The sequence below is a fragment of the Novosphingobium endophyticum genome (assembly GCF_014640675.1).
Classification (GTDB): Bacteria; Pseudomonadota; Alphaproteobacteria; order Sphingomonadales; family Sphingomonadaceae; genus Novosphingobium; species Novosphingobium endophyticum.
In genome coordinates, this window is record NZ_BMHK01000010.1 from 83,725 (window position 1) to 108,702 (window position 24,978).

General features: G+C 62.8%; 24 protein-coding genes and 1 other RNA gene. 8 read left to right on the plus strand and 17 right to left on the minus strand.

Annotation, left to right across the window (positions count from 1 at the left end; all coding sequences use genetic code 11):
• The first annotated feature begins 41 nt into the window (after positions 1–41).
• Complete coding sequence (gene rsmA, locus IEX32_RS09405; protein ID WP_188770797.1) at positions 42–872, plus strand: 16S rRNA (adenine(1518)-N(6)/adenine(1519)-N(6))-dimethyltransferase RsmA; 831 nt, start codon at positions 42–44, stop codon at positions 870–872.
• Between the two features lie 49 nt (positions 873–921).
• Here rsmA and IEX32_RS09410 read toward each other — a convergent pair whose 3' ends face one another.
• Positions 922–3,033, minus strand: a complete 2,112-nt coding sequence (locus IEX32_RS09410) for a malate synthase G (protein WP_188770799.1) — start codon at positions 3,031–3,033, stop codon at positions 922–924.
• Positions 3,034–3,312: 279 nt separating this feature from the next.
• On the opposite strand from IEX32_RS09410, the gene IEX32_RS09415 reads away from it, so the two are divergent.
• Entirely contained in the window at positions 3,313–3,579 is a 267-nt protein-coding gene (locus IEX32_RS09415; protein ID WP_188770800.1) for a hypothetical protein, read from the plus strand.
• Between the two features lie 79 nt (positions 3,580–3,658).
• Here the strand turns inward: IEX32_RS09415 and ssrA are convergent.
• Positions 3,659–4,021: a transfer-messenger RNA gene (ssrA, locus tag IEX32_RS09420) on the minus strand.
• Positions 4,022–4,058: 37 nt separating this feature from the next.
• Positions 4,059–4,499: a large conductance mechanosensitive channel protein MscL gene (mscL, locus tag IEX32_RS09425; protein WP_188770801.1), complete on the minus strand. Its 441-nt coding sequence runs from the start codon at positions 4,497–4,499 to the stop codon at positions 4,059–4,061.
• 188 nt (positions 4,500–4,687) lie between these two features.
• Between mscL and IEX32_RS09430 the strand changes: the two genes are divergently transcribed.
• From IEX32_RS09430 to IEX32_RS09445, 4 genes are read left to right on the plus strand one after another with little or no spacing between them, the layout of a single operon-like run.
• Positions 4,688–5,278: a LemA family protein gene (locus tag IEX32_RS09430; protein ID WP_188770898.1), complete on the plus strand. Its 591-nt coding sequence runs from the start codon at positions 4,688–4,690 to the stop codon at positions 5,276–5,278.
• Positions 5,279–5,282: 4 nt separating this feature from the next.
• Complete coding sequence (locus tag IEX32_RS09435; RefSeq protein ID WP_188770802.1) at positions 5,283–6,077, plus strand: TPM domain-containing protein; 795 nt, start codon at positions 5,283–5,285, stop codon at positions 6,075–6,077.
• 11 nt (positions 6,078–6,088) lie between these two features.
• Positions 6,089–6,772 carry a TPM domain-containing protein gene (locus IEX32_RS09440; protein ID WP_188770804.1) on the plus strand — a complete coding sequence of 228 codons (684 nt, stop codon included), beginning with the start codon at positions 6,089–6,091 and terminating at the stop codon, positions 6,770–6,772.
• The gene (locus IEX32_RS09445) at positions 6,769–7,317 is read left to right on the plus strand and encodes an NUDIX hydrolase (protein ID WP_188770806.1); all 549 of its coding nucleotides are present in this window, start codon (positions 6,769–6,771) and stop codon (positions 7,315–7,317) included. Before IEX32_RS09440 ends, IEX32_RS09445 begins: the two co-directional genes overlap by 4 nt.
• Positions 7,318–7,786: 469 nt before the next feature.
• On the opposite strand, the gene IEX32_RS09450 is transcribed toward IEX32_RS09445, so the two are convergent.
• The 3 genes from IEX32_RS09450 to IEX32_RS09460 all read right to left on the minus strand — a co-directional run bounded on the left by IEX32_RS09450 (position 7,787) and on the right by IEX32_RS09460 (position 12,118).
• A complete protein-coding gene (locus IEX32_RS09450; protein WP_229736277.1) occupies positions 7,787–10,012 on the minus strand; it encodes a glycoside hydrolase family 3 protein in 2,226 nt (741 codons plus the stop codon).
• 484 nt (positions 10,013–10,496) lie between these two features.
• Positions 10,497–11,180 carry a phosphotransferase-like protein gene (locus IEX32_RS09455; protein WP_188770808.1) on the minus strand — a complete coding sequence of 228 codons (684 nt, stop codon included), beginning with the start codon at positions 11,178–11,180 and terminating at the stop codon, positions 10,497–10,499.
• A complete protein-coding gene (locus IEX32_RS09460; protein ID WP_188770810.1) occupies positions 11,177–12,118 on the minus strand; it encodes a DUF7064 domain-containing protein in 942 nt (313 codons plus the stop codon). Before IEX32_RS09460 ends, IEX32_RS09455 begins: the two co-directional genes overlap by 4 nt.
• A gap of 376 nt (positions 12,119–12,494) precedes the next feature.
• Between IEX32_RS09460 and IEX32_RS09465 the strand changes: the two genes are divergently transcribed.
• Positions 12,495–13,355 (plus strand): SDR family oxidoreductase, encoded by an 861-nt coding sequence (locus IEX32_RS09465; RefSeq protein WP_229736278.1) that lies wholly within the window; start codon positions 12,495–12,497, stop codon positions 13,353–13,355.
• A 58-nt stretch (positions 13,356–13,413) separates the two neighbouring features.
• Here the strand turns inward: IEX32_RS09465 and IEX32_RS09470 are convergent, their stop codons facing one another.
• The 6 genes from IEX32_RS09470 to IEX32_RS09495 form a co-directional block, all read right to left on the minus strand.
• Positions 13,414–14,178, minus strand: a complete 765-nt coding sequence (locus IEX32_RS09470; protein ID WP_188770814.1) for an enoyl-CoA hydratase/isomerase family protein — start codon at positions 14,176–14,178, stop codon at positions 13,414–13,416.
• Between the two features lie 87 nt (positions 14,179–14,265).
• A complete protein-coding gene (locus IEX32_RS09475; RefSeq protein ID WP_188770816.1) occupies positions 14,266–15,873 on the minus strand; it encodes a GMC family oxidoreductase in 1,608 nt (535 codons plus the stop codon).
• Between the two features lie 95 nt (positions 15,874–15,968).
• Complete coding sequence (locus tag IEX32_RS09480) at positions 15,969–17,129, minus strand: DUF1214 domain-containing protein (protein ID WP_229736279.1); 1,161 nt, start codon at positions 17,127–17,129, stop codon at positions 15,969–15,971.
• A gap of 38 nt (positions 17,130–17,167) precedes the next feature.
• The gene (locus tag IEX32_RS09485) at positions 17,168–18,199 is read right to left on the minus strand and encodes a zinc-dependent alcohol dehydrogenase (protein ID WP_188770820.1); all 1,032 of its coding nucleotides are present in this window, start codon (positions 18,197–18,199) and stop codon (positions 17,168–17,170) included.
• Positions 18,196–19,404, minus strand: a complete 1,209-nt coding sequence (locus IEX32_RS09490) for a sulfotransferase family protein (RefSeq protein ID WP_188770822.1) — start codon at positions 19,402–19,404, stop codon at positions 18,196–18,198. Before IEX32_RS09490 ends, IEX32_RS09485 begins: the two co-directional genes overlap by 4 nt.
• Positions 19,401–19,997 carry a VOC family protein gene (locus IEX32_RS09495; RefSeq protein ID WP_188770824.1) on the minus strand — a complete coding sequence of 199 codons (597 nt, stop codon included), beginning with the start codon at positions 19,995–19,997 and terminating at the stop codon, positions 19,401–19,403. Before IEX32_RS09495 ends, IEX32_RS09490 begins: the two co-directional genes overlap by 4 nt.
• Before the next feature lie 146 nt (positions 19,998–20,143).
• Here IEX32_RS09495 and IEX32_RS09500 point away from each other — a divergent pair, with 146 nt between their 5' ends.
• Positions 20,144–20,704: a nuclear transport factor 2 family protein gene (locus IEX32_RS09500; RefSeq protein ID WP_188770826.1), complete on the plus strand. Its 561-nt coding sequence runs from the start codon at positions 20,144–20,146 to the stop codon at positions 20,702–20,704.
• A 97-nt stretch (positions 20,705–20,801) separates the two neighbouring features.
• Here IEX32_RS09500 and IEX32_RS09505 read toward each other — a convergent pair whose 3' ends face one another.
• From IEX32_RS09505 to IEX32_RS09525, 5 genes are read right to left on the minus strand one after another with little or no spacing between them, the layout of a single operon-like run.
• Positions 20,802–21,443 (minus strand): 3-oxoacid CoA-transferase subunit B, encoded by a 642-nt coding sequence (locus IEX32_RS09505; RefSeq protein ID WP_188770902.1) that lies wholly within the window; start codon positions 21,441–21,443, stop codon positions 20,802–20,804.
• On the minus strand, positions 21,443–22,150 hold the full coding sequence (locus tag IEX32_RS09510; RefSeq protein ID WP_188770828.1) for a CoA transferase subunit A: 708 nt from the start codon (positions 22,148–22,150) through the stop codon (positions 21,443–21,445). The genes IEX32_RS09505 and IEX32_RS09510 overlap by 1 nt, the downstream gene beginning before the upstream one ends.
• A gap of 8 nt (positions 22,151–22,158) precedes the next feature.
• Positions 22,159–22,905 (minus strand): SDR family NAD(P)-dependent oxidoreductase, encoded by a 747-nt coding sequence (locus tag IEX32_RS09515; protein ID WP_188770830.1) that lies wholly within the window; start codon positions 22,903–22,905, stop codon positions 22,159–22,161.
• A 44-nt stretch (positions 22,906–22,949) separates the two neighbouring features.
• A complete protein-coding gene (locus IEX32_RS09520) occupies positions 22,950–23,957 on the minus strand; it encodes an alpha-ketoacid dehydrogenase subunit beta (RefSeq protein WP_188770832.1) in 1,008 nt (335 codons plus the stop codon).
• Positions 23,954–24,976, minus strand: coding sequence for a thiamine pyrophosphate-dependent dehydrogenase E1 component subunit alpha (locus IEX32_RS09525; protein WP_229736280.1), 1,023 nt, complete (start codon positions 24,974–24,976; stop codon positions 23,954–23,956). The genes IEX32_RS09520 and IEX32_RS09525 overlap by 4 nt, the downstream gene beginning before the upstream one ends.
• Positions 24,977–24,978: the final 2 nt, after the last annotated feature.

The window sequence follows — 24,978 nt, forward strand, 5'->3', positions numbered from 1 at the left end:
GTGTCTCGACTTCGCTCGACACGAGCGGCTAGGGAAGCCCGGTGAACACCGTCGAACCATCCCTCCCCCCACTACGCGAAGTCATCGCGAAGCATGGCCTTTCGGCGTCCAAGGCGCTCGGGCAGAACTTCCTCTTCGACGAACAGCTGCTCGACCGCATCGCCGCCATTCCCGGCGCGCTCGAAGGGCAGCAGGTGCTTGAAGTCGGCCCCGGCCCGGGTGGCCTTACCCGCGCCCTGCTGCGCGCGGGCGCGCAGGTCACCGCGATCGAGATGGACCGGCGCTGCCTTCCCCCGCTGGCCGAGCTGGAGGAGATCTTTCCCGGCAAGCTGCGCGTGATCGAGGGCGACGCGATGAAGATTGCCCCCGCAACGCTGTTCGAGGGGGCGTATCATATCGTCGCCAACCTGCCCTACAATGTCGGCACGGCGCTGTTCACCGGCTGGCTTTCGGGCGAGGAATGGCCGCCGCAGTGGCGTTCCCTGACGCTCATGTTCCAGGAGGAAGTCGCACGCCGCATCGTCGCCGAGCCCGGCACCTCCGCCTATGGCCGGCTTGCCATTCTGGCGCAGTGGCGTTCCCGCGCGAAACTGGCGATGAAGGTCCACCGGAGCGCCTTCACCCCGCCGCCCAAGGTCATGTCGGCCATCGTCCAAATCACACCGGCGGAGGCGCCGCAAGGCGTATCGATGCGTGTGCTGGAACGGGTGACCGAAGCCGCCTTCGGTCAGCGCCGCAAGATGCTGCGTCAGAGCCTCAAGGGCGTTCCCGGCGGGCTCGACACGCTGGAAACGCTCGGCATCGACCCCCAGCGCCGCGCGGAAACGCTCAGCGTCGACGAGTTCGTCTCGATCGGACGGGTCTTGAGCTGACCGACATCCCGGAGCGAGCCCGGGATGCCGGACATTCGATCATGCGTCGCTAGGCCGAGGCCGCCGCCTTCTTTTTGAGGCGCCAGGCGTGCAGCAGCGGTTCGGTGTATCCGCTGGGCTGCTCGACACCCTTGAACACGAGGTCGCAGGCAGCCTGGAACGCGAAGCTCGTATCCCAGTTGCCAGCCATCGGTTCGTAGAGCGGGTCGCCCGCGTTCTGCGCGTCGACCTTCGCTGCCATGCGCTTCAGCGAAGCCATGACCTGCTCCTTGCTGCACACGCCGTGGAACAGCCAGTTGGCCATGTGCTGGCTGGAAATGCGCAGTGTCGCGCGGTCTTCCATCAGCCCGACGTCGTTGATGTCGGGAACCTTGGAGCAACCAACCCCCTGGTCGATCCAGCGCACGACATAGCCGAGAAGGCCCTGTGCGTTGTTGTCCAGCTCCTCGCGAACCTCGTCCTCCGACCAGTTCACCCGGTCGGCGAGCGGCACCTGCAACAGCAGGTCGAGACCGGGCACCTCGGCGCCTTCCATGTCCTTGCGCAGGGCAAAAACGTCGACCTCGTGATAGTGCATCGCATGGAGCGTGGCGGCGGCGGGAGACGGGACCCAGGCGGTGTTGGCGCCGGTCTTCGGATGACCGATCTTCTGTTCCATCATGTCGCGCATCTTGTCCGGCGCGGCCCACATGCCCTTACCGATCTGGGCGACGCCCGAAAGGCCGTGGCACAGGCCGATCGCGACATTGCGCTTCTCGTAGGCGGCGATCCAGGCCGAACCCTTCATGTCGTTCTTGCGGATCATCGCTCCCGCACGCATCGAAGTGTGGATCTCGTCGCCGGTGCGGTCGAGGAAGCCGGTGTTGATGAAGACGATGCGGTCCTTCACGGCATGGATGCAGGCGGCAAGATTGGCCGAAGTGCGGCGCTCCTCGTCCATGACGCCAACTTTGACGGTGTTGTGCGGCAGCTCAAGCAGATGCTCAACGGCATCGAACAAGTCATTGGTAAAGGCGCATTCTTCGGGGCCATGCATCTTTGGCTTGACGATGTAGATGCTGCCTTCGCGGCTGTTGCCGTATTTCGTCAGGCCCTTCACGTCCTGCGCCGAGATCGCGCTGGTGATCACGGCATCCAGGATGCCCTCGGGTATCTCGCTGCCATCGGGCAGGAGGATCGCCGGGTTTGTCATGAGATGGCCGACGTTGCGCACGAACAGCAGGCTGCGGCCCGGCAGTTCCTGCGCCTCGCCGGTGAGCGTGGTGACGACCTTGTTGTCCGCCAGCGCGCGGGTCATGGTCCTGCCGCCCTTCTCGAAAGTGTCGGTCAGGTCACCGCGGATCACGCCGAGCCAGTTCGAATAGGCCAGCACCTTGTCCTCGGCATCGACCGCCGCGACCGAATCCTCAAGATCGACGATGGTGGTCAGCGCCGATTCGAGGCGAATGTCCGCGATGCCCGCCTTGTCGGTGGCACCAACCTCGCTCGACGGGTCGATGACGATCTCGATGTGCAGGCCGTTCGACCTGAACAGGAACCCGTCCCTGGTCCCGCCAACGTACTGCTCGAGATCGGCGAGCGGAACTTCGACGGTTTCCACGTCGGCCCAGCTTCCCGAGGCCAGCGGCAGCACCTGGTCGAGAAACCGGCGGCCGGCCGCGATGACCGCCGCGCCGCGCTCCGCGTCATACCCCGGTCCTTTCGCCGGCGGCGCGTCGAGCGCGTCGGTGCCATACAGGGCGTCGTAAAGGCTGCCCCAGCGCGCATTGGCGGCATTGAGCAGGAAACGCGCGTTGAGCACCGGCACGACGAGTTGAGGCCCGGCCATGGCCGCGATCTCGTGGTCGACGTTGCGGGTACCGATGGTGAATTCGCCCGGTTCGGGAACCAGATAGCCGATTTCCTTCAGGAACGCATGATACTCGCCCTGCTCTATCGGCTTGCCGGCCCGCGCCGTGTGCCAGGCGTCGATCTGGGCCTGCAAATCGTCGCGCCTTGCGAGCAGCGCCCTATTGCGGGGGACGAACCTCCCCAGCAGGTCCGCGAAGCCGGCCCAAAACGCGGCCACGTCCTGCCCGATGGGGGCAAGAACCTGCTCTTCGACAAATTTCGCCAGCCCCGCGTCAACCCGGAGACCCGAACGTTCAACCCTGTCAGTCATCATTCCTCGCGCACGATCAGACGCGCAGGCGCGAACTGTCGCGCAAGCGCCATCATTGATACCAAAACTGTCCCGGGGAAGGATGGTGAGCCCTATGACGCAAGGCAAGGGGAATGGCAACCGCCCAGACTGTCGCCCTCCGGGACGGCTGCTATCACGCCGCTTTACGTTCCGCGTCGGAATGACTTACACTTTAGCTAACGTCGGGTACGGGAATCGGTAAAAAGCCTCGACTGGCACGATGGTTGCTAAGAGGAAGGTCGATACGAGAGGACAACAATGCTCAGGAAAATCGCCCGCCTCTTCATGATCAAGACGCGCTGGGAAGCGTACCTGATCATCTACGCCCTGGCGCTCGGCGCGGTCGAGCGGGGCAGCGTCTATCTCACGCGGTTTCCCGGCCTTGGGGGCAAGCTGCTGTTCCTGGCCTGCACCGGCGCGGTGTTCATGGCCGGCGCCAAGATCCTCGATTGCCTGAAATACGAAAAGGCGAACCGGGAACGTCAGGAGGCCGACGCGGCGCGGGAGCAGCGCAAAGCAGCCTGAGGCCCAGGCACGTTCGCGAGAGATATCGACAATTCGGCAAAGTGGGGCGATTCTGTTGTCAGGCTCGCCCCGGGCCCCTGGAATCCGCTTCTGTTGCCCGGTGGGTCCAACCGCGTTCTAACTTTGTAACTTCAGGGCGTTAGCCCCTAGAATTACGCAGCGAGAGCAAGTGCTTCGTTGTCGTTGGCACTTATGAGTTTTGAGCCTTTAACGGGTTACTCAGCCCGGACGAAAACACCGTCTTTTAACACACGTCGATCCTAGTTCGGCCCCATCAACACCCCTGCGACAACAGGGTTGCCCCTTCCGGGACAAGGTGATGGTGGAGCCGCCGGGTACCGCCCCCGGGTCCGCTGTGCCTATTACACGGCGCAGTTTATCGTCATAGCCGGCCAAAACCGGCACTGACCCATATAGGCGATCAATCGTGAATGTGAAGTGAGCGCGCCGGCGAAAAATCCGGCGGCGCGCATCGCCCGTCACCGCTTCTTGAGCTCGTCGCGGATTTCCGTCAGCAGCTCGATCTCGCTGGGGCCGGCGGGTGTCGCTGCCGCCGCTTCCTCTTTTTTCTCAACGGCTTCCATCAGCCTGTTCACATAACGAACCATCAGGAAAATGACGAAGGCGAGGATCAGGAAATTGACGATCGCGGTGGCAAAAGCCCCGTAGCCGATCATCGCCGCGCCCGCTTCCTTGAGCGCGGCATAATCGTCCATCGCGCCGGTGAACCCCTCGGGCGTGCTCAGCAGCACGAAATGGTTCGAGAAGTCCGCCCCACCGAAAATCTCGCCGACCGCGGGCATGATGACCTCATCGGTCAGCGACTTGACGATCGCCCCGAATGCGGTACCGATTATGACGCCGACGGCAAGGTCCATGACATTGCCCTTGGCGATGAATTTCTTGAACTCCTGGAACATTCCGCCCTCCTGAGTGCGGCCTCGCGCCACACGCATTTCATCGCAACCGGGCATTACGGCGGTCAAGTCCTTGAACCATCAATGTACCCCGCTACATTCGCCGCGAAGGCCGCGGCGCGGCCGATGAGGAGTAGGAATATCCCATGTCAGCTTCGAACGTGACAGCTTCGAACCCGTCCGCCCGTTTCATGTCGCGCCTGGGCCGCTATGCGCTCGTGACACTCGCGGCGATGAGCCTTGCCGCCTGCGGCTTCAACTCGGTGCCCACCAAGCAGGAGGCCGCCAAGGCCAAGTGGGCCGATGTGCAGGCCGCGTTCCAGGAGCGCGCCAACCTCGTGCCCAACCTCGCGGCCGTCGCTAGGGGCGCGGCCGAGCAGGAGAAGGAAATCCTCACCGGCGTCGTCGAGGCGCGCGCCAAGGCAACCTCCATCCAGATCAATGCCGAGGATCTCGACGATCCGGCAAAGATGGCGCAGTTCCAGCAGGCGCAGGCGAACCTCGGCGCCAACCTGGGCCGACTGCTCGCCAGCTTCGAGGCCTATCCCGATCTCAAGTCGATCACCAACTATCAGATGCTGCAAAGCCAGCTCGAGGGCCAGGAAAACCGCATCCGCATCTCCGTGCGCGACTACAACGCGGCGGTGCAGGACTATAATACCGAGGTCCGCACTTTCCCGACGATGATCGGCGCTGCGCTGCGCGGCGCGGACCCACTGGTGCCTTACCAGGCGGTGACGCCGGGCGCAGAAGTCGCGCCCAGCCTCGAAGGCAAGATGTGATCCGGTGACGCGTTTCCGGCCATTCCTTGCCCTGTTTCTGGCTTTCTGCGCCCTGCTTGCCCCCCAGGCGGGCACGGCGCAGGAGTTCCCCAAGCTCACCGGGCGAGTAGTCGATGCGGCGGGGATCATCCCCGATGCCGAGGAAGCGCGGCTGACGCAGAAGCTTGAAGTGCTCGAGCGGCAGTCACGGCGCCAGCTCGTCGTCGCGACCATCCCGGACCTGCAGGGCTACGACATTTCCGACTACGGGTATCAGCTCGGACGCGCGTGGGGCATCGGCCAGAAGGACGACGACAACGGCGCCCTGCTGATCGTCGCGCCCAATGAGCGCAAAGTGCGGATCGAGGTGGGTTATGGCCTCGAACCGGTACTGACCGACGGGATGAGCTTCCTCATCATCAACAAGGCTATCGTCCCCCGCTTCAAGGAAGATGACATGGCCGGGGGGATCGAGGCCGGGGTCGATGCGATCGTCCAGCAGCTCACCCTCCCGCCGGAAGAAGCGCAGAAGATCGCCGCACAGGCCGACCAGCAGCGCGAGAGAGGCGGCGGCATTCCGCTGGGCGTAATCGTCTTCATCCTCATCATCGTGTTCTTCGTCGTCATGCCGATGATAAACGAGGCGCGCGGCGGCGGTCGGCGGCGGCGCTACGGCGCGGGGCCGATCGTCTGGATACCCGGCGGCTTCGGTGGCGGTGGTGGCGGCGGCTTCGGCGGTGGTGGTGGCGGCTTCGGCGGTGGCGGCTTCTCGGGCGGCGGCGGCAGCTTCGGCGGCGGCGGCTCGAGCGGAAGCTGGTAGAGGAGACGAACATGCCCTCCCGCACTTATCTCACCCGGGAAGATCACGCGCGGATCAGCGCTGCCGTCGCGCAGGCGGAGCTGCAGAGTTCGGGCGAGATCGTCACGATCCTGGCCGACCGTTCCGACGGCTATACCGATGTCCAACTCGCCTGGTCGGCCGCCGCCTCGCTGCTGGCCTTGTGCGCGCTGGTCATTGTGCCTGATTTCTACCTCGGTCTTTACGATCGCCTCTTCGCCGGCTGGGGCCACGAGTGGACGCCCCGCGCGATCATCTCGCTGGCGGCGGTATTCGCCGCGCTGAAGTTCGGCGGCGTGTTCCTGCTGCAGTTCTGGCGGCCGCTCAAGTTCGCGCTCATCCCTCCGCAGGTAAAGACCATGCGCGTCCACGAGCGGGCGATCCGGGCCTTTCGCATCGGCGCCGAGCGCCGCACCACCGGGCGCACCGGCGTGCTCATCTACCTTTCCATGCGCGAGCACCGCGCCGAAATCGTCGCCGACGAGGCCATCGCCGGCAAAGTCGATCCCGACGTCTGGGGCGATGCCATGCAAGCCATGCTGGCCCATGTACGCGAAGGCCGTATCGCCGACGGCATGTGCGCGGCGGTGGACAAGGTCGGCGCGATCCTCGCCCCGCACTTCCCGCGCACGGACGACGACGTGAACGAACTTCCCGACAGGCTGATCGAAGTATGACGGCAGACGCACACGCTCCCGAGGAAATCATGTGGGAGGGGCGGTTCATCACCGCGAAGAAGCGCGGGCGATGGGAATATGTCGGCCGGGCGCGCGGCATCCATGCGGCGGTTATCCTGGCCGTCGACGATACCGGAAACGACGGAGACCACGTGATTCTCGTCGATCAATACCGCGTTCCGCTCGGCCGTCGCTGCATAGAGCTGCCCGCCGGCCTTGTCGGCGATCACGACCACACGGTTGGCGAGGACGCCGCCATTGCCGCGGCGCGCGAACTGGAAGAGGAAACCGGCTACCGCGCCGGGCGGATGGAGAAGATCGGCGAGTTCTATTCCTCGCCCGGAATGGTCAGCGAAAGCTTCACCCTGTTCCGCGCGCACGATCTGGAGAAGGTCGGCGACGGCGGCGGCGTCGATCATGAGGACATCGTCGTTCACCGCGTGCCGCTATCCGGAATCGACGAGGCGATAGCGCGGTTCCGCGACGGGGGCTTTGCCATTGACGTGAAGATGCTGATGCTGCTCGGCCCGAAGCTTTTGGGCTGACCCCGGTGCGCACCCGGCCGGGAATCTGCCAGCGAAAGTCTCGGTACCCGACCGAGGCCGCCGCGCTCATGGTGGCCGAGAAAGCCCCGTTCACCCTGCGCCCCTATCGCTGCGCGCTTTGCCGGCAGTTCCACCTGACAAGCCGCACAAAGGGGATGCGGCTGCCACGCTTTGAAATCGAACGGCGGCGTGCAGCGAAGCCGAAGACGGTTGGTAGCGAACGGAGAGGATAGTCGAGGTTGCGCTGAATGACTGACCGGCTGACGCCGGTAGAATCATGCGGAGGGGCGGAAGCCATCTTGTGGGTATGGCGATCGAAATGCCGGATGATGATGTCATGTAGCGCCGCGAGCGCTGGCGCTGTCGACGCGAACACCCTCGCGCCTGCAGCCGCTCGCGACTTGTTGAATCACCATCTCCCTCGCGTCGTTTCGGCCGCGGCAGTTCAACCTGCCACGGCCAAGTTCCCCTATTCAGGCGGGGCGAGACGCGCCAGCTCGGCGTCGATCGCCGACAGCGCTGCGTCCGGAACCATCTGCGGCGCCATGCCCTGCAGCCGGCCCAGGGTGAGTGCGCCCATGCGCTCGATGTTGCCCGACTGGACCACGGCTGGAAGGTGCCGCATGAGAATCTCGCGCGCGTCAGGATTGGCCATCAAGTCGGCGATCGGCGTGGTCGCGGTCGAGTACTGCCGCGCGCGCTGCGCCAGCGCCTTGGCCCACGCAGGAACCTCGGCCGGCACGGGCGGCCGCCCGGCGAGCGCGGGCAGCCTCAGGCCGAAGCCATAGGGGTACAACGGCCTGGCCGAATCGCGCGGCACGTCCTCGCGCTGCGCCTCTACCGCCGCCATGCTCGACGGCAACTCGATCGGCAACCGCCCGGAAATGCTCGACTGGCCGGTGATGGCGCGCAGCAGCGCCTGGTCGCTGACGCCGAAATCGCCGATCAACGCCGCCGCCTTGTCACGCAGCGGGGTGACGATGGCCGGCCGGTCAAGATAGATGCTGACGATCGTCGGCACCCGGCGGGCGGCCGCCTCGATCTCACGCAGCGCCTCGCTGTCGGGCGGAAAGGACAGATCGCCCTCATGCTGCGAGCGTCCCATGATCCATCCGGGATGCTCGCTACGCCAAGGGGCCGCTACGCGCATAATCGCAAGATCGGCCTCTTCGAGCGTCTCAACCGGGGTGAACCCGGCCTGCGCCGCCATCGTCGGATCGACTCCGCGCAGGAAGACTTTGACCCCCATGGGGCGCACCGGCAGGGTCGCCTTGCGGTTGCTCAGCAGGACGAGCGACCGTTGCTGCGCCTCGAGCGCAGCCGTCTGGAACGCCGGCTGCCCGACGACTTGCGAAACCCTGCTGAGGTCGACGTAAGGGTTCTCGAACAGCCCCTGCTCGAACTTGAGCACCATGATGCGGGTAACGGCTTCGTCGATCCGTGGCATCGACAGACGTCCGCTTCGCACCGCGGAGACGATCGGGGCTCCGTCTTCGGCTCCGCCGACTTGATCGACGCCTGCATTGATGGCGGCGACGAAACGGTCTTCCTTGCTCGCCGTCTCCATGCCCCATGGCTTGCCGTAGACCTCGCCCACCCCGCCGCTGAGGTCGCCGGTGATGCAGGACAGGGTGCAATTCTCGGTCACACCGAAATCGGAGAGGACGAGCCCGCTATAATGCTCCCGCTTGCGGAGGAGGTCATCGAGCAGATGCTTGCTGAACGCGCCACCAACCGGCTCGAAATCCGGAGTCTTGATGATCGAATAGGTCGGCATCACTCCCGCGACGCCGGCGGCGAACGACGGCCGGTATACAGCGATGTGTCGTTCGAGCATTTTTCCCGGAAAGACCGAGTAGCGGCCATAATAGTTGTGACTATCCCAGCCATCGTCTTGCGCGCCGTAGCCGGCGAAGTGCTTGACGATCGCAGCGACGCCGCCGCGCGCCAGACCGCGGGGATTTCCTTGAATTCCTTCGATATACGCGGCGGAGTGCCTGGCGACGGTGTCGAAGTCCTCACCGAACGTCCCCGAGATGCGCGACCAGCGGGGCTCTGTGGCGACGTCGGCCTGGGGCGACAACGCCATTGTGATCCCCACGGCGCGGTATTCCGCCGCCACCGTCTCTGCAAAATGGCGGGTCACTGCAGGATCTCCGATCGAACCAAAACCGAGGGCATCCGGCCACTTGGGAAAGCCTTCGGCCAAAACGCTCGCCCCTTCGACCTCGCTCATCCCGTGCCGGGGATCTGAACTGATGGTCATCGGAATGCCGAGGCGTGTGTCTTCGGCCGCCTGCTGCAGGCTGTTGTTCTCTGCGGCTATCACCGCCGGCGCGCTAGGCGATCTGGTCAGAACCGAGGTCAGCTTGAATCGCCGGACTTGATCGGCGTTGGTGAGGGCTGGATGAACCATCGCCCCGGCCTTTTCCTCCAGTGTCATGCGTGAGACAAGATCTCGAGCACGCACCAGAGGCGTCAGCCGCCAATCCTCGTAGGGAGTCAGTCGTCCATTGCGGTCGAGATCGCGGAAGCGCAGCCCGTCGGACATGATGATCGGCGCCGAGCGCGCGCCGAGCTCGGGCTGGACTGGCGGACGCTCGGCGGAATCGGGCTGCGCGGCGGCGCGTGCTCCCAGCACCAGAGCCACGCCTGTGATGGCGGCCATACTCCAGGAGGTCGTCGATTTTGGCATGGCAGCCCTTCCTTGATAGTGCTTATCGCGAGGCCTTCGCCGCCCCCGCCTACTCATTGCTCAATTCTCCCGGAGCAGGAAGATGCCGTAGCCGATGCCGACCTCGCGGCCGCCGAACGCCGGGGAGCGCATGCCAAGGCATTCCGGATGTAGACGAGGAAACGGCCCGGCGTCGATCGCGTATCAACCGTGTTGCGGAAAATTCCTCCAGTAGGATGAGAGGAAGCTGGCACAGTCCAGACTCGTACGACGGAGAGAAACGGTGGCCAATGCTCAAGAGCGAGCACCGTTCGGCGTTTCTCCCCGGCGGCGGCCATTTCCATTCTTCGGCCGCCGTCATTGCGGCTGTGCGCTGGGTGTATCTTCCCGCCAGGACTGCACATTCCGGCGAGTGTTGTTGTCAAACGAACCGGAGATTTGACCCCTTGGGCGAAGTGAACAACGGGCCGCTTTCATAAAGCGGCGGCGTTGTCGGTTTCGAGCGCTACCTGGGAAATTTCTCGCGCAATCGTGAAAACGCTGTCCCCGGTCCTTCGGCCAGGCGCGCTTCAATCATCGCGCAGACCTCGTCCACGCCGTGCGCCGCCGTGTCGATCGTCAGGTCGGCGATCTCGTTGGCATAGACCGTCTCGGTGAACCATGGACGCAGCCGTGCCAGTCGATCGACGATCTTCCTCGCGGCATCCTCGCCGAGCAGGTCGATCGGCAGCTTCTTGTCCATCTGCCGTTCGGCAACGCGCTTCTCCAGCACGTCGAGCGGCGGCTTCAACGTCACCAGCAGCACCGGCAGGCCTTCGAGCCGCCAGATGCAGTCGGTCAGCACCGGCGTATCGGTCATCAGCAAGTGGTCGAAGATGATGTTGCACCCCTGGCGCGAGGCCGAGGCGATCCATTCATGCAGCGTGGCGAAAGCCTGCACGCCCTTTGGCCCGATCGTCCACTTGAGCGGCCCGTCCGGATTCGCGGGATCGACCGGCTCGGCATGGATGCCCTCACGCGATTTCGGCCCATGGTGGCCGTACTGCGAGGGCTGGGTGCCGGCGAAGAAGTGGTCGATCCCGTAAAGCAGCCAATAGTCGTCCGACCGCTTCTGAAAACGTTCGGCGGCAGTTGACTTGCCCGAGCCGGAAGTGCCGTTGACAATGATGATCTGGCCGGGTTTGGTCATGCTGTCGCCTCGCCTAGTTTGATTTCACCGCGTGCCATCTGGCGGAACCATTCGGACGGGGCGAATTCCTGATTGTCGCCCCAGTGAGTCAGCCCGTCCCAGTCCCATTCGGCCAGTGACCAGACCACCGTGTGGTCGGTATAGCCGGTGAAGATCAGTCCGGGATCGATCGAGCCGGTGGCCTGCATCGAGCGGCCGAGCTTGTCGGTGCCCTCGAACAGCACCTTGGATGGGCCGAACTGACCGTATTCCAGGATCGTGCGCTTGCCGGATGCCAGGCTGGCCATCTCGCCATCCTTAAAGATGTAGCCGCCGATGCACTTGGCCTCGCGGCCTTCCCCCATACATAGTGCGTGGAAGCTGCTGTCGGCAGCAATGCCCCAGAAATAGCCGCCCAGCGCCAGCGATTCGTAATCGCGTGCGCCATACGAGGTGTCTCGCATCGAGAAGCAGTCGATCGCGAACGTCTCGCCGTGACGGCGCACCGTGCCCTTCATCCGTCCGGGTTGCTCGATGTGGAACTTGGCGGTCGCCGTCTGGCCTGGATCACCGGTCTTGAGCTCGTGGCAGGGGCCGAGCGCCTCCCACACGAGGTCCATTTGGAAGCCTTCCTTGTCGTAACCGATCTTATAGCGCTTCAGCGGTTCGAGCATCTTCACGCGAAGCGAGTTGCGCGCCTGCATGTCGAACTTCTGCGCCCCCTTCGGCATCGCCTGGAGGTGGCTCCAGTTATAATACAGGCAGTTCCACTGAAACCTGCCCGACGGATCCCACATCACCGGGCCGCCGTTAAGCATGCCCATGTTCGGCCGAAAATAGTACTGGATCGAACCGTGGATACGGCGCTCGGGGATCGAGAAAGAGAACCAGACGCTCTCATTCCAGTAGGGATTGTCGTCGCGACCCTCGCCGAAATGGTCAGCCATCAGCAGGGTCATACCTGGAATACCTTCGCATGTTTGCACCCCCGGCGTTTACCGCATATCCCGGATGTTGCGTCGCTCCAGAGGGTATATGTGTTTGCCCCATTGAGAACGGATGCCGTCTGATTTTCAGACTGCGCTTCTTCAACATTGCCCGCAAGGTGGCCCCGATAGAAGCACACTGAGCAGCCATCACCGCCTGCGTTGCAGAGTTTGTCAGGACGATTTCAAGCGCGGGCTTCCTTTGAAAATCGCAACAGGAAGCGCGAAATCTCATCCCAAAACAACTTGGGCCGTCTCGTTCCATCACTTGGCAGCTGACAGACTTCTAATGTATCGGCCGCGAGATTTTGCGGAATTGTCGAACTCGCATTCGAACGAGTTTCCGCCATTGAAAGGCCTGCCGCGGATGCAACAAACTCACAACGACGTCGTTATCGTGACCGGCGCCTGCGGCGGCATGGGTGCAGCCATAGCCCGATCGTTCGCCGAGGAGGGGCACGCCCTGATACTCAGCGACTTAAGGGAAGAACCACTCGAAAACCTCGCGAAATCCCTCCGGGACGACGCCGAGATCAGCCTGATTGCAGGGGACATCGCCGACACGAGCCTGCCTGGGCAAATTATCGCCGCACTCGGAACGCGCAAGATCGGCGCCCTCGTCCATGCCGCAGGCGTTTCGCCCTCGATGGCCGACGGACGACGCATTGTGGACATCAATCTGTTTGCGACGAGAAGGCTTGTGGAAGCCGTGCTGCCAGCCATGGCGCCGGATGGTGCGGCGATCCTGATCGCCTCGAATTCCGGTCATCTACTGGCGCGGCCGATGCTCGACAAGGCCATCAGAAATCTTCTCGCTGGACGGCGCTCGCTCATTTCGAACCTGCTGATGCGCAGCTCTCGAACGGCATATCCGCTTTCCAAACGAGGGGTCCAGCTTTACGCACAGTCCATGGCGCCGCGCTTCGGCGCGGTCGGCGCCCGGATCGTATCGCTGTCTCCCGGTATCATTGACACGCCCATGGGGGCTCTCGAGAATAACGCCGGCCCCGAAATGGCGCGAATGATTGACGTCACGCCGGCCGGACGTACCGGTCGACCCGAAGAAATCGCGGCGGTCGTGTCCTTTCTCGCATCTTCCTCGGCGAGCTACATCACCGGTACGGACATTCTGGTCGACGGGGGATCAGTAGCCGGCGTCCACCAGGCAGGCGGTGTGCGGGTCCTGCAGAACCAGAGGCGCGAGCGCTGACCCGGTAGGCACATTCGTGCCACGGCTTGGCGAGATGCGCCCCAATTTCCGGCAGCCATCATCCGTCCGGATATATCAGCGCTAACGCCTCGTAAGCGAGCCCGCCACCAAGCTCGTCGATCATCCGTCGACGCAGTTCGCGGTTCAGAAGCATTCGCGTATACCTGAGCGTGGGCGACGGCAGTTTGGCGAGACGCGCGGCCAGCTCCCGCGCACGAGGCAAAAGGCCATCTTTTGCCAGCACCTCACCGACGATGCCTAGCCGTTTCGCCTCTTCGGCACCGATACGCTCTCCTGTAAGCAGGAAATAGCGGCCGCGATTGGGGCCCAGCAGCATGGGCCACACAACCTGCACTCCATCGCCTGGCACAACCCCGTTCGGGACATGCGCGATGTCGGCGAACTCGGCATGCTCCGCGGCAAGCACAATGTCCGCCAGCACCGGCAGCTCGGCGTGGATCAGCGCCGGCCCATTCACTGCCGAGATGATCGGGACTGGAATAGCCAGAAAGTTCTCGAGCAGCGCCGTACCCTCTTCGTGAAGGCGTCGCCACGCGCTCGCTGCGTCTTTCTCCGGCTTAACCTCCACGCTGTCCATCGCCGCGACGAAACTGTCGCCCGTGCCCGTCAGTAGCAGGACCTTGACATCGCGATCGCGCGCGATGTCGAGAAATGCCGCGCCAAGCTCAGCATGGAGGCTCTTCTCCGATGTTCCCCATAGTGCCTCCCCGTCACGCGTATGCAGCGCCATTTCCAGTACGCCGTTGCCGCATTTCTCGAAGCGTATGCAGTGAAAGCGGCCAAGATAGTCGTCACTGGACATAATTGACTTTCCTTCGTTGTGCGAGCGGTGCGAGACATGTCGCTTATGGCCAAGTTAGGAGGGCCCGACACCTAGAGTGCGTCTCGATTAGAGTGCGTCTCGATCTTCGCGGATAAGGTCGGCTCCCCGCTCCGCAACGGCGTACGTTGCTGCCTGTGTGTTACCCGAGACCAGTCGTGGCATGACGGACGCATCCACCACCCTGAGGCCGCGGATCCCGCGCACCTGCAGGCGTTCGTTCACGACGGATCGGTCGTCGCTGCCAATTCGGCAGGTGCCTACAGGATGATAGCCGCTGCTGGCTGTCTCGCGGAGATAGGCGACCCATTCGTCCTCATTGAGCGGCAAACTTGGCGGGTTGATCCGCCCGTTGAAATGGTCGCGAAGGCCAGGCGCGCGAAACATCGCCTCGGACATCTTTACCGCGTCGATTGCCGCCACGATGTCCCGCTCATCATCGAACAGCGGGTGCGCGATGTTGGGACGGGTGTAGGGGTCTCTTGTCTCCAGGTGGATCACACCGCGGCTATGCGGACGAGCGACGTTCGACCCGATGGTCACGCCCGACCGCTTGTGCGGTGTAATGCCCTTCGGCCCGTGATCCACGGCGATGGGGATGAAGCTGAAGATGATGTCGGCCCGTCCGTCCGACAGGCTCGATCGTCCATACGCCATCGCGTGGACCGCGATCGAGGCGAGCGGCCCCTTGCCGGTAAGCAGCCACCGCAACCCGGCAGAGGCGAGCGAGACCGGCCCGGTCATGTTATTATAGGTGGGCACATCGACCTCGTGACATACAGCGAGTGCGGTGTGCTCCTGGAGGTTGGCGCCTACGCCCGGCAGGTCTGCGACAACATCGATCCCGTATGGGCGGAGATGGTCGGCTGGCCCGATGCCCGATCGCATGAGGATTGGCGGGGAGGCCAAGGTTCCCGCAGACAGAATGATCTCCCGGCCCGCGCTGACCCGTTCCCGGCCGTTTGGCCCGCACGTTTCGACGCCCCTCGCACGAGTGCCGTCCATCAGGATCCGGTCGACCAGGACGCCGGTCCGAACTGTGAGATTTCGTCGGCGACGCACCGGCGCCAGATAGGCCGTTCGCGCGCTGACGCGAACTCCGTTGCGCGTGGTCGACAGGTTGAGGAAACTGCCGAACATTTCGCCTGCACAATAATCATCCAGCTTGCTCATTCCCAACGCGCCGCACGAGCGGATAAACGCATGTGCAAGGGGATGAACCTCCGTGCTCGGCGATACGGTGAGCGGACCGCCGCGCGCGTGACTGGGCAGATCGGGCCCGGTATAATTCTCGCTTTTCAGGAAATATGGGTGAAGGGCGGCCCAATCCCAACCTTCAGCGCCATCGCCGGCCCAGTCGTCGAAGTCGGACTTCAATCCGCGCAAGTACACCATACCGTTGATGCTGCTGGAGCCGCCGAGGAGCTTGCCGCCGCTCCAGGTCTTTACCTGGTCGTTGATGGTGGGATCGGGGGCTACCGGAAATATCCAGTCAAACCGGGGATTGCCGATCAGCATGAAGCTGGATGCCGGCACGCGATTGAGAAACCCCTCGCCCTTGTGCCCGCCCTCGATCAGAAGGACCGAACTGCGCCCGTCCTCGCTCAGGCGATTGGCGAGTACGCAACCAGCGGTCCCTCCCCCGATGATCACATAATCGAAGGTTGTCTGGGCCATCGCTCGCGTGCCTTCTTTCTGTTCCCGGATAAACTTGCCCGGCGCCCGGAAAACGGCGCTGGCTGGCAGGAACGGCGGTCAAAATGAGGATTCGATTACCAGTGACGCCGCATCTGCGCCGCGCGGCGGCGCGCCGAGATCACTCCAGCGCGATCTTCTCGCGCCATGACGGGGGTATCTTTGGGCAGGAAGTCGCGCACGGCTGCCAGCGGAACTTTGGTTAGCGAAGGCAGCGGCCCTTCCCCGCAGCCAAACCAGCGTCCGATCAGGGTTCCATGCGAGAAGCCAGCGGTGTCGAGCCAGTTGGGCACCCCCGGATCCACTGCCGAGATCACCGCGCGAAACAGTCCATCCTCGTCGAGCCGCGCCTGACTCCCGTTGAGGCTGCTCTGCCGGTTCACATAATCGACCGCATTGAACAGCGGGTCGTTAAGTTGCACATTCCAGTACCGGATCGGATCGGGCAACGCCGTTTCGAGAATCAGCGCCTCGTCGGCACCAAGTTCGAAAATGCCGCTCCAGTAATGCTGTGGGACGGCCGCCGCCGCGAGCTTCGGATCGAGACCACCGAGCTCGGCAAAAGCGGTGAACTCAAGGGTATTGATCATACCCCGATCGCGCAGCCCCTGCTGATAGTCCATCCACGTCCTGGCATAACGTTCGACGTAGCGTGCGGTGGCACCAAGCCGCTCTGCGATCTCGGCCCTGGTTGCCACGGGCTTCTCGACCGGGCTGTCAAGGCACTCGATCGCAAGACGTCCATCGCGCTCCTTCGCCCAATCATAGAACCGGAAGCGCGCCTGGATCGTCGTCGCCCGAGGATCGAGATAGAGCCAATTGCCCACATGGCCTAGCGGCCGTTCCTGGCTGAGGAGCAACTCGAAGCTGCCATCCGCTTCCAGCTCGAGCGTGTCCACGTCGCAGAAGTTGAGCATCGGATGGGGCGGTTCGGCGGTACCGACCAGACCCTCCTTGATGCCCAAAGTGACCACCCGCGCCGTGCCGCGTTCCCCGACAATCCGGTAAGTCAGGTCACCGCGCAGCGGCGCGCGCAAGTAGATGTCGTCGGGATTGGGCTGGACGATGAAGGCCAGACTTGGCAATGGAATCCAATCCGGGTGCTCTGGCGTCGCGAGGAAGTAGATGAAATAGGCGGTGGCGATGTTGGTCAGAAGCTGCTGGCTAAGTTCCGCTTCCATCTGAGGATCAGACGGCCGGGATGTCAGCCGGATGAGCTCGGCGGCGGCCTTCAACATATCCAGGAAATCCGCCCAATCGGACGGTTGCCGCTGTGTCATCTTGCTTCTCCGCGTTCGAGCCACGGGTCCAGCATGAACTTCAGGTGGCTGTTTTTTGTGCGCAACTGCTCGAACACCGTGGGAAACTCGTCGAACGAGACAGGCGGCGCGAAAAGGTTCTGAAAATCGATCGATTCCCGCCCGAAGGTGTCGAGGCAGTGCGTAAACTGCTGACGCGTATAGGTATTCACGAAATGAAACTCCGTCTCTTTCAACAGAGCGGTAGCTGGAACGAAGCTGTCGTGGTCGGTGCAGAAGCCAAGAACGACCACTCGGCCGCCCGGCTTTGCCCAGTGCACGCTTCGATCGATCATCCCGCGCGCGCCCGAACATTCCATGACGATGTCGGGCGGGCCTCCCAGTGCCTCAATGAGTTCTCCGTCAAACTGGTCGTTCGAACGGATAAAATGCGTCGCGCCGAGCATTTGCGCAAAGGATGCTGCACGGTCCGTACGAGCCGTCGCCACGATCTTTCCCGCGCCCATACGCCGGGCCCAGAAGATCGCGGCAAGACCAATCGCGCCCACGCCGACAACCAACACCGTTGCCCCGGGCACGATACCCGCGCGCGACGCGCCGCGCAGACCGCAACTGAACGGTTCGGTCAGCGCAGCGTCCGCAAGACTGACATCCACCGGCAATCGCACCGTCGATCGCTGGTTGACGAGAACATATTGCGCAAAGCCGCGTGAAGCCGACTGCTTTTCGGGACCTGTGCATCGCATGGGATCACCTGCGATACAGGGACCGCACTGTCCGCATCCCCGCACGGGCAGGGACGTCACCAGATCGCCAACCTTGAGTGTCGTGACCCCCGATCCGAGTGCTACGACTTCGCCGGCATATTCGTGGCCGATGATCATTCCGGCCGAATAACTGCCTTCATGGCCGCCGGTCATGTGAAGATCAGTCCCGCAGATCCCGCAACGTGCGACCTTAAGCACTGCTTCACTGGAGCCGGGCGTCGGATCTGGGCACTCCTCGACCGACAGGGGCATTCCCGGAGCCCGGAATACGACCGCCTTCATCGTCCGCCCTCGCCGTCCTGCCGGTCGAAGCCATAATGAGCCCGGTAGGTCGCAAACCGCTGCGCTAATGCCTCTTGTGTGACGCCAACGGCTTCGGCGCTGTAGCGATGCTTTCCATGCTTGCCGACAGGATGCTGCGCCCACCAGGTGTGCATCGCCTGTTTCGTCTGCGCGGACAGTTCCATCCCGGCGAAGCTGTAGATCCGCTGGACGATCTCGAGCGGCGCGGCGATCATGTCGTGCTCCATGACCTCGATGACGCGATCACGGTGCCGCGCGGCGATATCGACCGCATCGGTGAGAGCCTTGCTCCACAATCCGATCTCCCGCTCCACAAGCGCGGGGAGATTGACTTGCTCGCCATCGAACTGGCGGTGGAGCTTGGAAAGCAGGCTGAAGGTCGACGGCATCGATTTGAGCGGATCGCGGTGGATGTGGACGACCATCGCGTCGGGGAAATGATCGAGCAGCATATCGAGGTCGAGGACATGGCTCGGATTCTTGAGCAACCACCTTTTATGGCTCTCGTTGGCCCCGATCAGCCGAAGATTGCGTTCGAGCGTCGCGAAGAGCGGACGGGCGTCCTGTTCAACGAACCATCGATCATAGCTCGGAACATAGGCGGTCGAACCGAAAGCGTTCGATACGAACGTCTGGGCCGTTATCCCAAGGCATTCGTCGACTTCGTTCGGCTGGGTGTAGTGGATGAACTTGAGTTCCGGCGTCGCGGCCAGACGACTCTCGAACCTCGCGACCGCTTGGCGATAATGCGGATTGTCGGCCCATTCACGCTTGGGGGGCCGCGGCATCGGCGTTTTGATAAGCCATGATTCGAGGCCTTGAAAGCGCTCGTCGCAGGCGAGGAGCTTATGCAGCGCGGTCGTCCCCGATCGCGGACATCCGACGACAAACACGGGAGCGACGACGCCGGCATCTGCGCTGCCGGCATATCGCTTCAGCCCGTCTTCGACGAAGAGGCGTGCGATCAGCGGCGCAAGCGCGAGCGCAAGACAAGCTTCTTTTCGGGCCGGGTCGCGCTCAAGATCCTCGTCGAACGAGCGGAGCAGCTTGGCCAGCCCCGTGCGATATGCCGGATCGCCGAAATCCTCCAGCCCGGTGGCCTCAACCGCCTTGGCGTGCAAATTGTCTTCACTGGATGCGAAGAACCCATCGGCCTGCGCGGTCTGCTCATCCCCCGTGATCACGCTTGTTCTCCTTGCGGGGTCCGGACCGGGTCTTCGCCCTGCCAATTGGCTGCAGCTTCCTTATAGATCGAGTCTCTCCGCGTGCTCTCCGACCTGACCGGCAGCAGCTCCACCAGGCCAGAACCACCGCCTGGTTCGAAGGCCAGATAGGCATAATCCCCCCCAGCAACGTTAAGCTCATAATGCACCCGCATGCCTCGGCGAACGAGGCGATCGGTTTCCCCGCGAACGTCCTGCGTCTGGAAGGCGAGGTGGTGGAGGTACTGTGCTTCGCCCCGAGGGGGAGCAGGATAAGGTGACCCATCACCGCCAACCACCTGGATAAGCTCAATTTGCATATCGTCGGAAAAGCCAAGCGCGATCCGGGCGGTAAAGTTGACGGGAGATCCGTCCATCGACCCGCCCAGCGCGAGCGTGCGCAGGAAGAAAGGCCCGACGCCGCACGCCGTCCAGCGATCCAGTGCCGCATTCATATCCGCGACTACGAAGCCAGTCTGATAGACCTGCCCAAGACCGAACATCCCGCTCTCCTTTTCCGTGCTGTCCCGGCTACCGGGGCGGCACAGCGCGCTCTTGCCAGTTGCAATACGCACGCATATTTTCTAAACCATGCATACCATTTCTGTATGATGCAACACCTTTTCAGGCCCCATCATTGCCGGCTACACACGCGTCAGGACATTCAGCCGATCGATGGTGAAATGCATGCAACGCCGAAATCGACGAAAGGACGAGGAAAATGAGCGAAGACGTCGTCGCTATGGTTCGCGAACTCTATGACCGCCAAAGTATCCATGACAAACTCATCGCCTATTGCAGAGGCGTGGACCGGCTCGACCGAGAACTTCTTCTGTCGACATATCATAACGACGGAATCGATGACCACGGCCTCTTCGTTGGAACGCCCGAAGAGTTTGCCGATTGGGTGTTTGCCTATCATTCGACCAACCAGACCGCGACGCAGCATATCATCACCAACCATTTCTGCGAGCTTGATGGCGATACGGCGCATACCGAGACATATTGGATGTCGGCTGCGATGAACGTTTCAGGCACACCGCTGACGCTGCGCGGTGGCCGGTATGTCGACCGGTTCGAACGGCGCGATGGCAAATGGGCAATAGCGCTGCGAAAATGCCTCATCGAATGGCATGGCCGGCCAGGCGAGCTCGCCCTGCCCGAAGCTGCGCGAAAGGCCCAGAACAGCGGCGCGGCGCCGCGCCGGGACCGGACCGACCCATCTTATGACCGTCCGCTGACCGCCGATCTGTCACGCATGGGTTTGCGAGCGCTGGGCTGAATGCCACCGCTTGGGGCTCGGCGTTCGCGCCGAGCGGCTCTACGCGCAAGTCGTGACGCTACCGCTCGACTACGCGGGTTTGCGGCTGGCCTCCTCTTCAACGCGTGTCGTTGAAATCCGCTTCGGTAACTGCTCGTAGTTCGTCAATCGAAACCCCTGGAGCCAACCTGGTCAGGCAGAACGGCGACTGCCTGTTTTCCCGGCGAAAGATCGCGCGATCAGTCACGAGCATGTCGACCACGTTCGTTCCCGTGAGGGGCAGCGAGCAAGCCTTGCGGAACTTCGGTTGTCCCACCTTGTCGACGTGATCCATCAGGACGATGATCCGACGCACACCGGCAACCAGATCCATCGCACCGCCCGGGCCCTTGACCATCTTTCCGGGCACCATCCAATTGGCGAGGTCACCATTCTCGGCAACTTCCATCGCGCCCAGGATCGACGCATCTATATGCCCGCCACGGATCATGCCGAAGCTGTCGGCCGACGAAACATAGCTGGTCCGATCGAGCTCCGTGATCGTCTGTTTGCCAGCGTTGATGATGTCGGGGTCGACATCGGCCTCGGCTGGGAACGGGCCAAGCCCAAGCATGCCGTTCTCGGATTGAAGCGTCACGTCGATTGCCGGATCGATTTGATTGGCGACGAGCGTCGGGATACCGATGCCCAGGTTCACATAAAAGCCGTCGGCAAGCTCGCGCGCGGCAATCGCCGCCATCTGGTCCCTGGTCCAGCCCATCATACTGCCCCCGCGCTAACTGTGCGCTTCTCGATCCGCTTTTCGTTGGATGCCGCCCGGATAAGCCGCTTCACGAATATGCCGGGCGTATGGACCTGGTCGGGATCAATCGTTCCTGGCCCCACCATCGCCTCGACCTCCGCTACTGTGATCTTGCCGCATGTCGCCGCCATCGGATTGAAATTGCGCGCCGACTTTCGGTAGATAAGGTTGCAGTAGGGGTCGGCACGCCATGCCTTGACAATGGCTAGGTCGGCCACGATTCCAGTCTCCAGCAGGTAGGGCTCGCCGCCGAACATCTTGGTTTCCTTACCCTCGGCAATGAGTGTCCCGACGCCTGTGCGCGTATAGAAGCCCGCTATTCCGGCCCCGCCAGCGCGCATCCTTTCCGCGAGCGTGCCCTGGGGACAGAATTCGATCTGGAGCTCGCCTGCAAGGTACTGCCGTTCGAATTCCTTGTTCTCGCCGACATAGGAGCTGACCATCCGGGTAACCTGCCCAGCCCGCAGCAGCTTGCCCAAGCCAAAGTCGTCCACGCCCGCATTGTTCGAGACCAGCGTAAGGTCGCGCACCCCCGATTGCTCGATCGCCGCAATCAATGTCTCGGGGATTCCGCACAGGCCGAAGCCGCCCGCTGCGATGGTCATGCCATCGAAGAGCAACCCATCCAGTGCGGCCACGGCATCGTCATAGACCTTGTCGACCATGCGTCCTCCTAAAGCGAGCTGACGAGGTGACCGCCGTCGACGACGAGCACCGAACCGGTCATGTAGCGGGAGGCGTCCGACGCGAGGAGCAACAGCGGGCCTTCGAGATCGCCGAGTTCGCCAAGGCGACGTTGAGGGATTCTGTGGATCATGTCCTGTCCTGCCGGGGATGAAAAGAAGTCACGATTGAGATCAGTTGCGAGATAACCTGGCGCCAGCGCGTTGACCCGAATACCGTAGCGGGCGACCTCGAGCGCAAGCGCCTTCGTCATCTGGATCACGCCCGCCTTGGACACGGCATAGGGCAGAACCGCGCCGGCCTGACGCAGGCCCAGGATCGAGGCCACATTGACGATCGACCCGCCCGCGCCAGCCCGCTGCATTGCATTTGCTGCCGCCTGCGCGACAATAAACATGCCTTTGAGGTTGGTGTCGATGACGTCGTCCCAGTCTTCCTCGCTCTGCTGGAGCGCCGGATTGCTGCGAACGATGCCCGCATTGTTGACGACGATGTCGAACGCGCCCGCCTGCTCGATCGCGTCGCGAGCAGCTGAAGCCGCAGTTACATCCATGACCAGGGTCTCGGCCGCGATTCCGTCGGCCGCCAGCCGAGCCGCCACCTCGTCCAGCGCCGCCTGTCGGCGGGCGGCGAGCACGACACGCGCACCCGCCCTTCCCAGCACGCCTGCGAAATGGGCACCGAGGCCCGATGAAGCACCCGTAACGAGCGCACGCTTGTCCTTCAGATCGTACATTGCCACCCCGGTTCCTGGTTCGCCGTGCCGTGATTGCCGGCGGGTTACATCAGGCTGCGGATTGCCGCCTCGATCTTATCGGCGTTCCACAGGATGGGTTTTTCCAGCGCCGACGAGAAGGGCACGGGAGTGTACGGCATGCCGAGGCGCAGGACCGGCTTTTTCAGATCGGCAAACAGCTCCTCGTGGATTCTGCTGGCTATTTCAGCGCCGACGCCAAACCGCTTGACCGCCTCATGCAGGACAACTGCCCGGCCGGTTTTCGCAACCGAGTTGAGGATGGTTTCCTCGTCGAATGGCACGATGGTCCGCAAGTCGATCAGTTCGACCGACAAGCCCTGATCGCCCAAGGACGCCGCCACCTTTTCCGCGTCGATCATCGGCCGGCCATAGCTGATGAGCGTGACGTCACTGCCGGACCGAACGATCCGGGCCTTGCCCAATGGCAGCGGCTTCTCGTTCGCGATCAGCGAACCCTTGGACTTGAGCTGCAGGGTGTTCTCGATGAAGATACACGGATTGTCGTCGAAAATGCAGGCCGTCAGCAGCGCCTTGTAATCGGCCGCGGTGGATGGCACCGCGATCTTCAAGCCGGGCACATGGGCAAGCCACGCCTCGAGCATGTCGGAATGTTGGCCACCAGTGCCCGCGCCCGCGCCCGTCATCGTGCGAATCGTCAGCGGAACACTGGCCTGACCGCCCGACATATAGCGGGTCTTGGCCGCATGATTGACGATCTGGTCCATTGCGACGGTGATGAAGTTCATCAACATGATCTCGGCGACCGGCCGCATCCCGGCAATGGCTGCGCCCACCGCAGCGCCGATGATCGCCTGTTCGGAGATGGGCGTCGAACGGACTCTGCCGTCGCCAAAACGTGTCGACAGACCTTGGGTGCATCCACGAATGCCACCACCCTGGAGATCGGCAACATCTTCGCCCAGGACGATCACACTGTCGTCGCGCTCCATCGCTTCGGCCAATGCCTCCTGCACAGCGTCGGCGCAGGTTACTGTGCGCTCGTCAGCGCGGTTCTCGGTTCCAGTGGTCATATCGCGATCTCTTCGTCATAAATGTCCAGCCTACCCTCGCTCTCGTCGGGATAGGGCTGCTCCATCGCGTAAGCGACTGCGTCCTCGATCTCAGCAGCGATCGATTCCTCGATTGCCGCTATTTCAGCTTCGGTCGCATGCCCTTCGGCAATCAGCAGGGCTCGCAACGCCGGATGCGGGTCGCGCAGTTGCCAGGCCGCCAATTCTTCCTCGGGAATATAATGCGCCGGATCGCCGAGGTTGTGACCGTTGAAGCGGAATGTCTTCGCCTCGATCAGCGTCGGACCGCCGCCGTTTCTCGCACGCTCAACCGCTTCACGCGCCGCCCCCCACATCGCGCGCGCGTCGTTCCCGTCGACCAGGATCGAGGGCATATCATAGGCAGCGCCGCGGTTTGCGATGTCAGTCACCGAGGTACCGCCAGCAAGCGAGGTGTGCTCGGCCCATTGATTGTTCTGACAGACGAAAATCACGGGAAGCTTCCACACCGCGGCCAGGTTCAGCCCCTCGTGGAAAGCGCCGATATTGGAAGCGCCGTCGCCAAAATTCGTGACCGCGATACGACCGTCGCCGCGCAACTGAGAGGCCCAGCCCAAGCCATTGGCGATGGGGATGCCGCTGCCGACAATTCCGGTCGTCATCACCACCCCCGATGCGGGGTGGGTAATGTGCATAGGACCGCCCTTACCCTTACAGTGGCCGGCGGCGCGTCCGAAATATTCTGCTAGAAGCCCTTTCAACGGCACGCCCTTGGCAAGGTGATCGTGCAGGCCGCGGTAGATTGTCACGACGTAATCATCGTCGTTCAATAACACCGAAATCGCCGCGGGGATCACTTCCTGACCGCGAGGGGAGTAATATGGTGCAGCAAGCCTGCCCGAGCGGATCAGGCGGATCAGCCGCTCATCGCACTGCTTGATGAGCGACACCTTACCATAGATGTTCAGGAGCGTTGCCCCGTCCGGGCCGTTCAATCTCTCCAAGGGTCGATCCTTTTCGTTTTCAGTCGAAATCAGCAAGT

Coding starts and splice junctions, on each gene's coding strand:
- IEX32_RS09410 (WP_188770799.1), bottom strand. CDS start 3,033: ATGACTGACAGGGTTGAACGTTCGGGTCTCCGGGTTGACGCGGGGCTG.
- IEX32_RS09415 (WP_188770800.1), top strand. CDS start 3,313: ATGCTCAGGAAAATCGCCCGCCTCTTCATGATCAAGACGCGCTGGGAA.
- mscL (WP_188770801.1), bottom strand. CDS start 4,499: ATGTTCCAGGAGTTCAAGAAATTCATCGCCAAGGGCAATGTCATGGAC.
- IEX32_RS09430 (WP_188770898.1), top strand. CDS start 4,688: ATGTCGCGCCTGGGCCGCTATGCGCTCGTGACACTCGCGGCGATGAGC.
- IEX32_RS09440 (WP_188770804.1), top strand. CDS start 6,089: ATGCCCTCCCGCACTTATCTCACCCGGGAAGATCACGCGCGGATCAGC.
- IEX32_RS09445 (WP_188770806.1), top strand. CDS start 6,769: ATGACGGCAGACGCACACGCTCCCGAGGAAATCATGTGGGAGGGGCGG.
- IEX32_RS09450 (WP_229736277.1), bottom strand. CDS start 10,012: ATGCCAAAATCGACGACCTCCTGGAGTATGGCCGCCATCACAGGCGTG.
- IEX32_RS09455 (WP_188770808.1), bottom strand. CDS start 11,180: ATGACCAAACCCGGCCAGATCATCATTGTCAACGGCACTTCCGGCTCG.
- IEX32_RS09460 (WP_188770810.1), bottom strand. CDS start 12,118: ATGACCCTGCTGATGGCTGACCATTTCGGCGAGGGTCGCGACGACAAT.
- IEX32_RS09470 (WP_188770814.1), bottom strand. CDS start 14,178: ATGTCCAGTGACGACTATCTTGGCCGCTTTCACTGCATACGCTTCGAG.
- IEX32_RS09475 (WP_188770816.1), bottom strand. CDS start 15,873: ATGGCCCAGACAACCTTCGATTATGTGATCATCGGGGGAGGGACCGCT.
- IEX32_RS09480 (WP_229736279.1), bottom strand. CDS start 17,129: ATGTTGAAGGCCGCCGCCGAGCTCATCCGGCTGACATCCCGGCCGTCT.
- IEX32_RS09485 (WP_188770820.1), bottom strand. CDS start 18,199: ATGAAGGCGGTCGTATTCCGGGCTCCGGGAATGCCCCTGTCGGTCGAG.
- IEX32_RS09500 (WP_188770826.1), top strand. CDS start 20,144: ATGAGCGAAGACGTCGTCGCTATGGTTCGCGAACTCTATGACCGCCAA.
- IEX32_RS09505 (WP_188770902.1), bottom strand. CDS start 21,443: ATGGGCTGGACCAGGGACCAGATGGCGGCGATTGCCGCGCGCGAGCTT.
- IEX32_RS09510 (WP_188770828.1), bottom strand. CDS start 22,150: ATGGTCGACAAGGTCTATGACGATGCCGTGGCCGCACTGGATGGGTTG.
- IEX32_RS09515 (WP_188770830.1), bottom strand. CDS start 22,905: ATGTACGATCTGAAGGACAAGCGTGCGCTCGTTACGGGTGCTTCATCG.
- IEX32_RS09520 (WP_188770832.1), bottom strand. CDS start 23,957: ATGACCACTGGAACCGAGAACCGCGCTGACGAGCGCACAGTAACCTGC.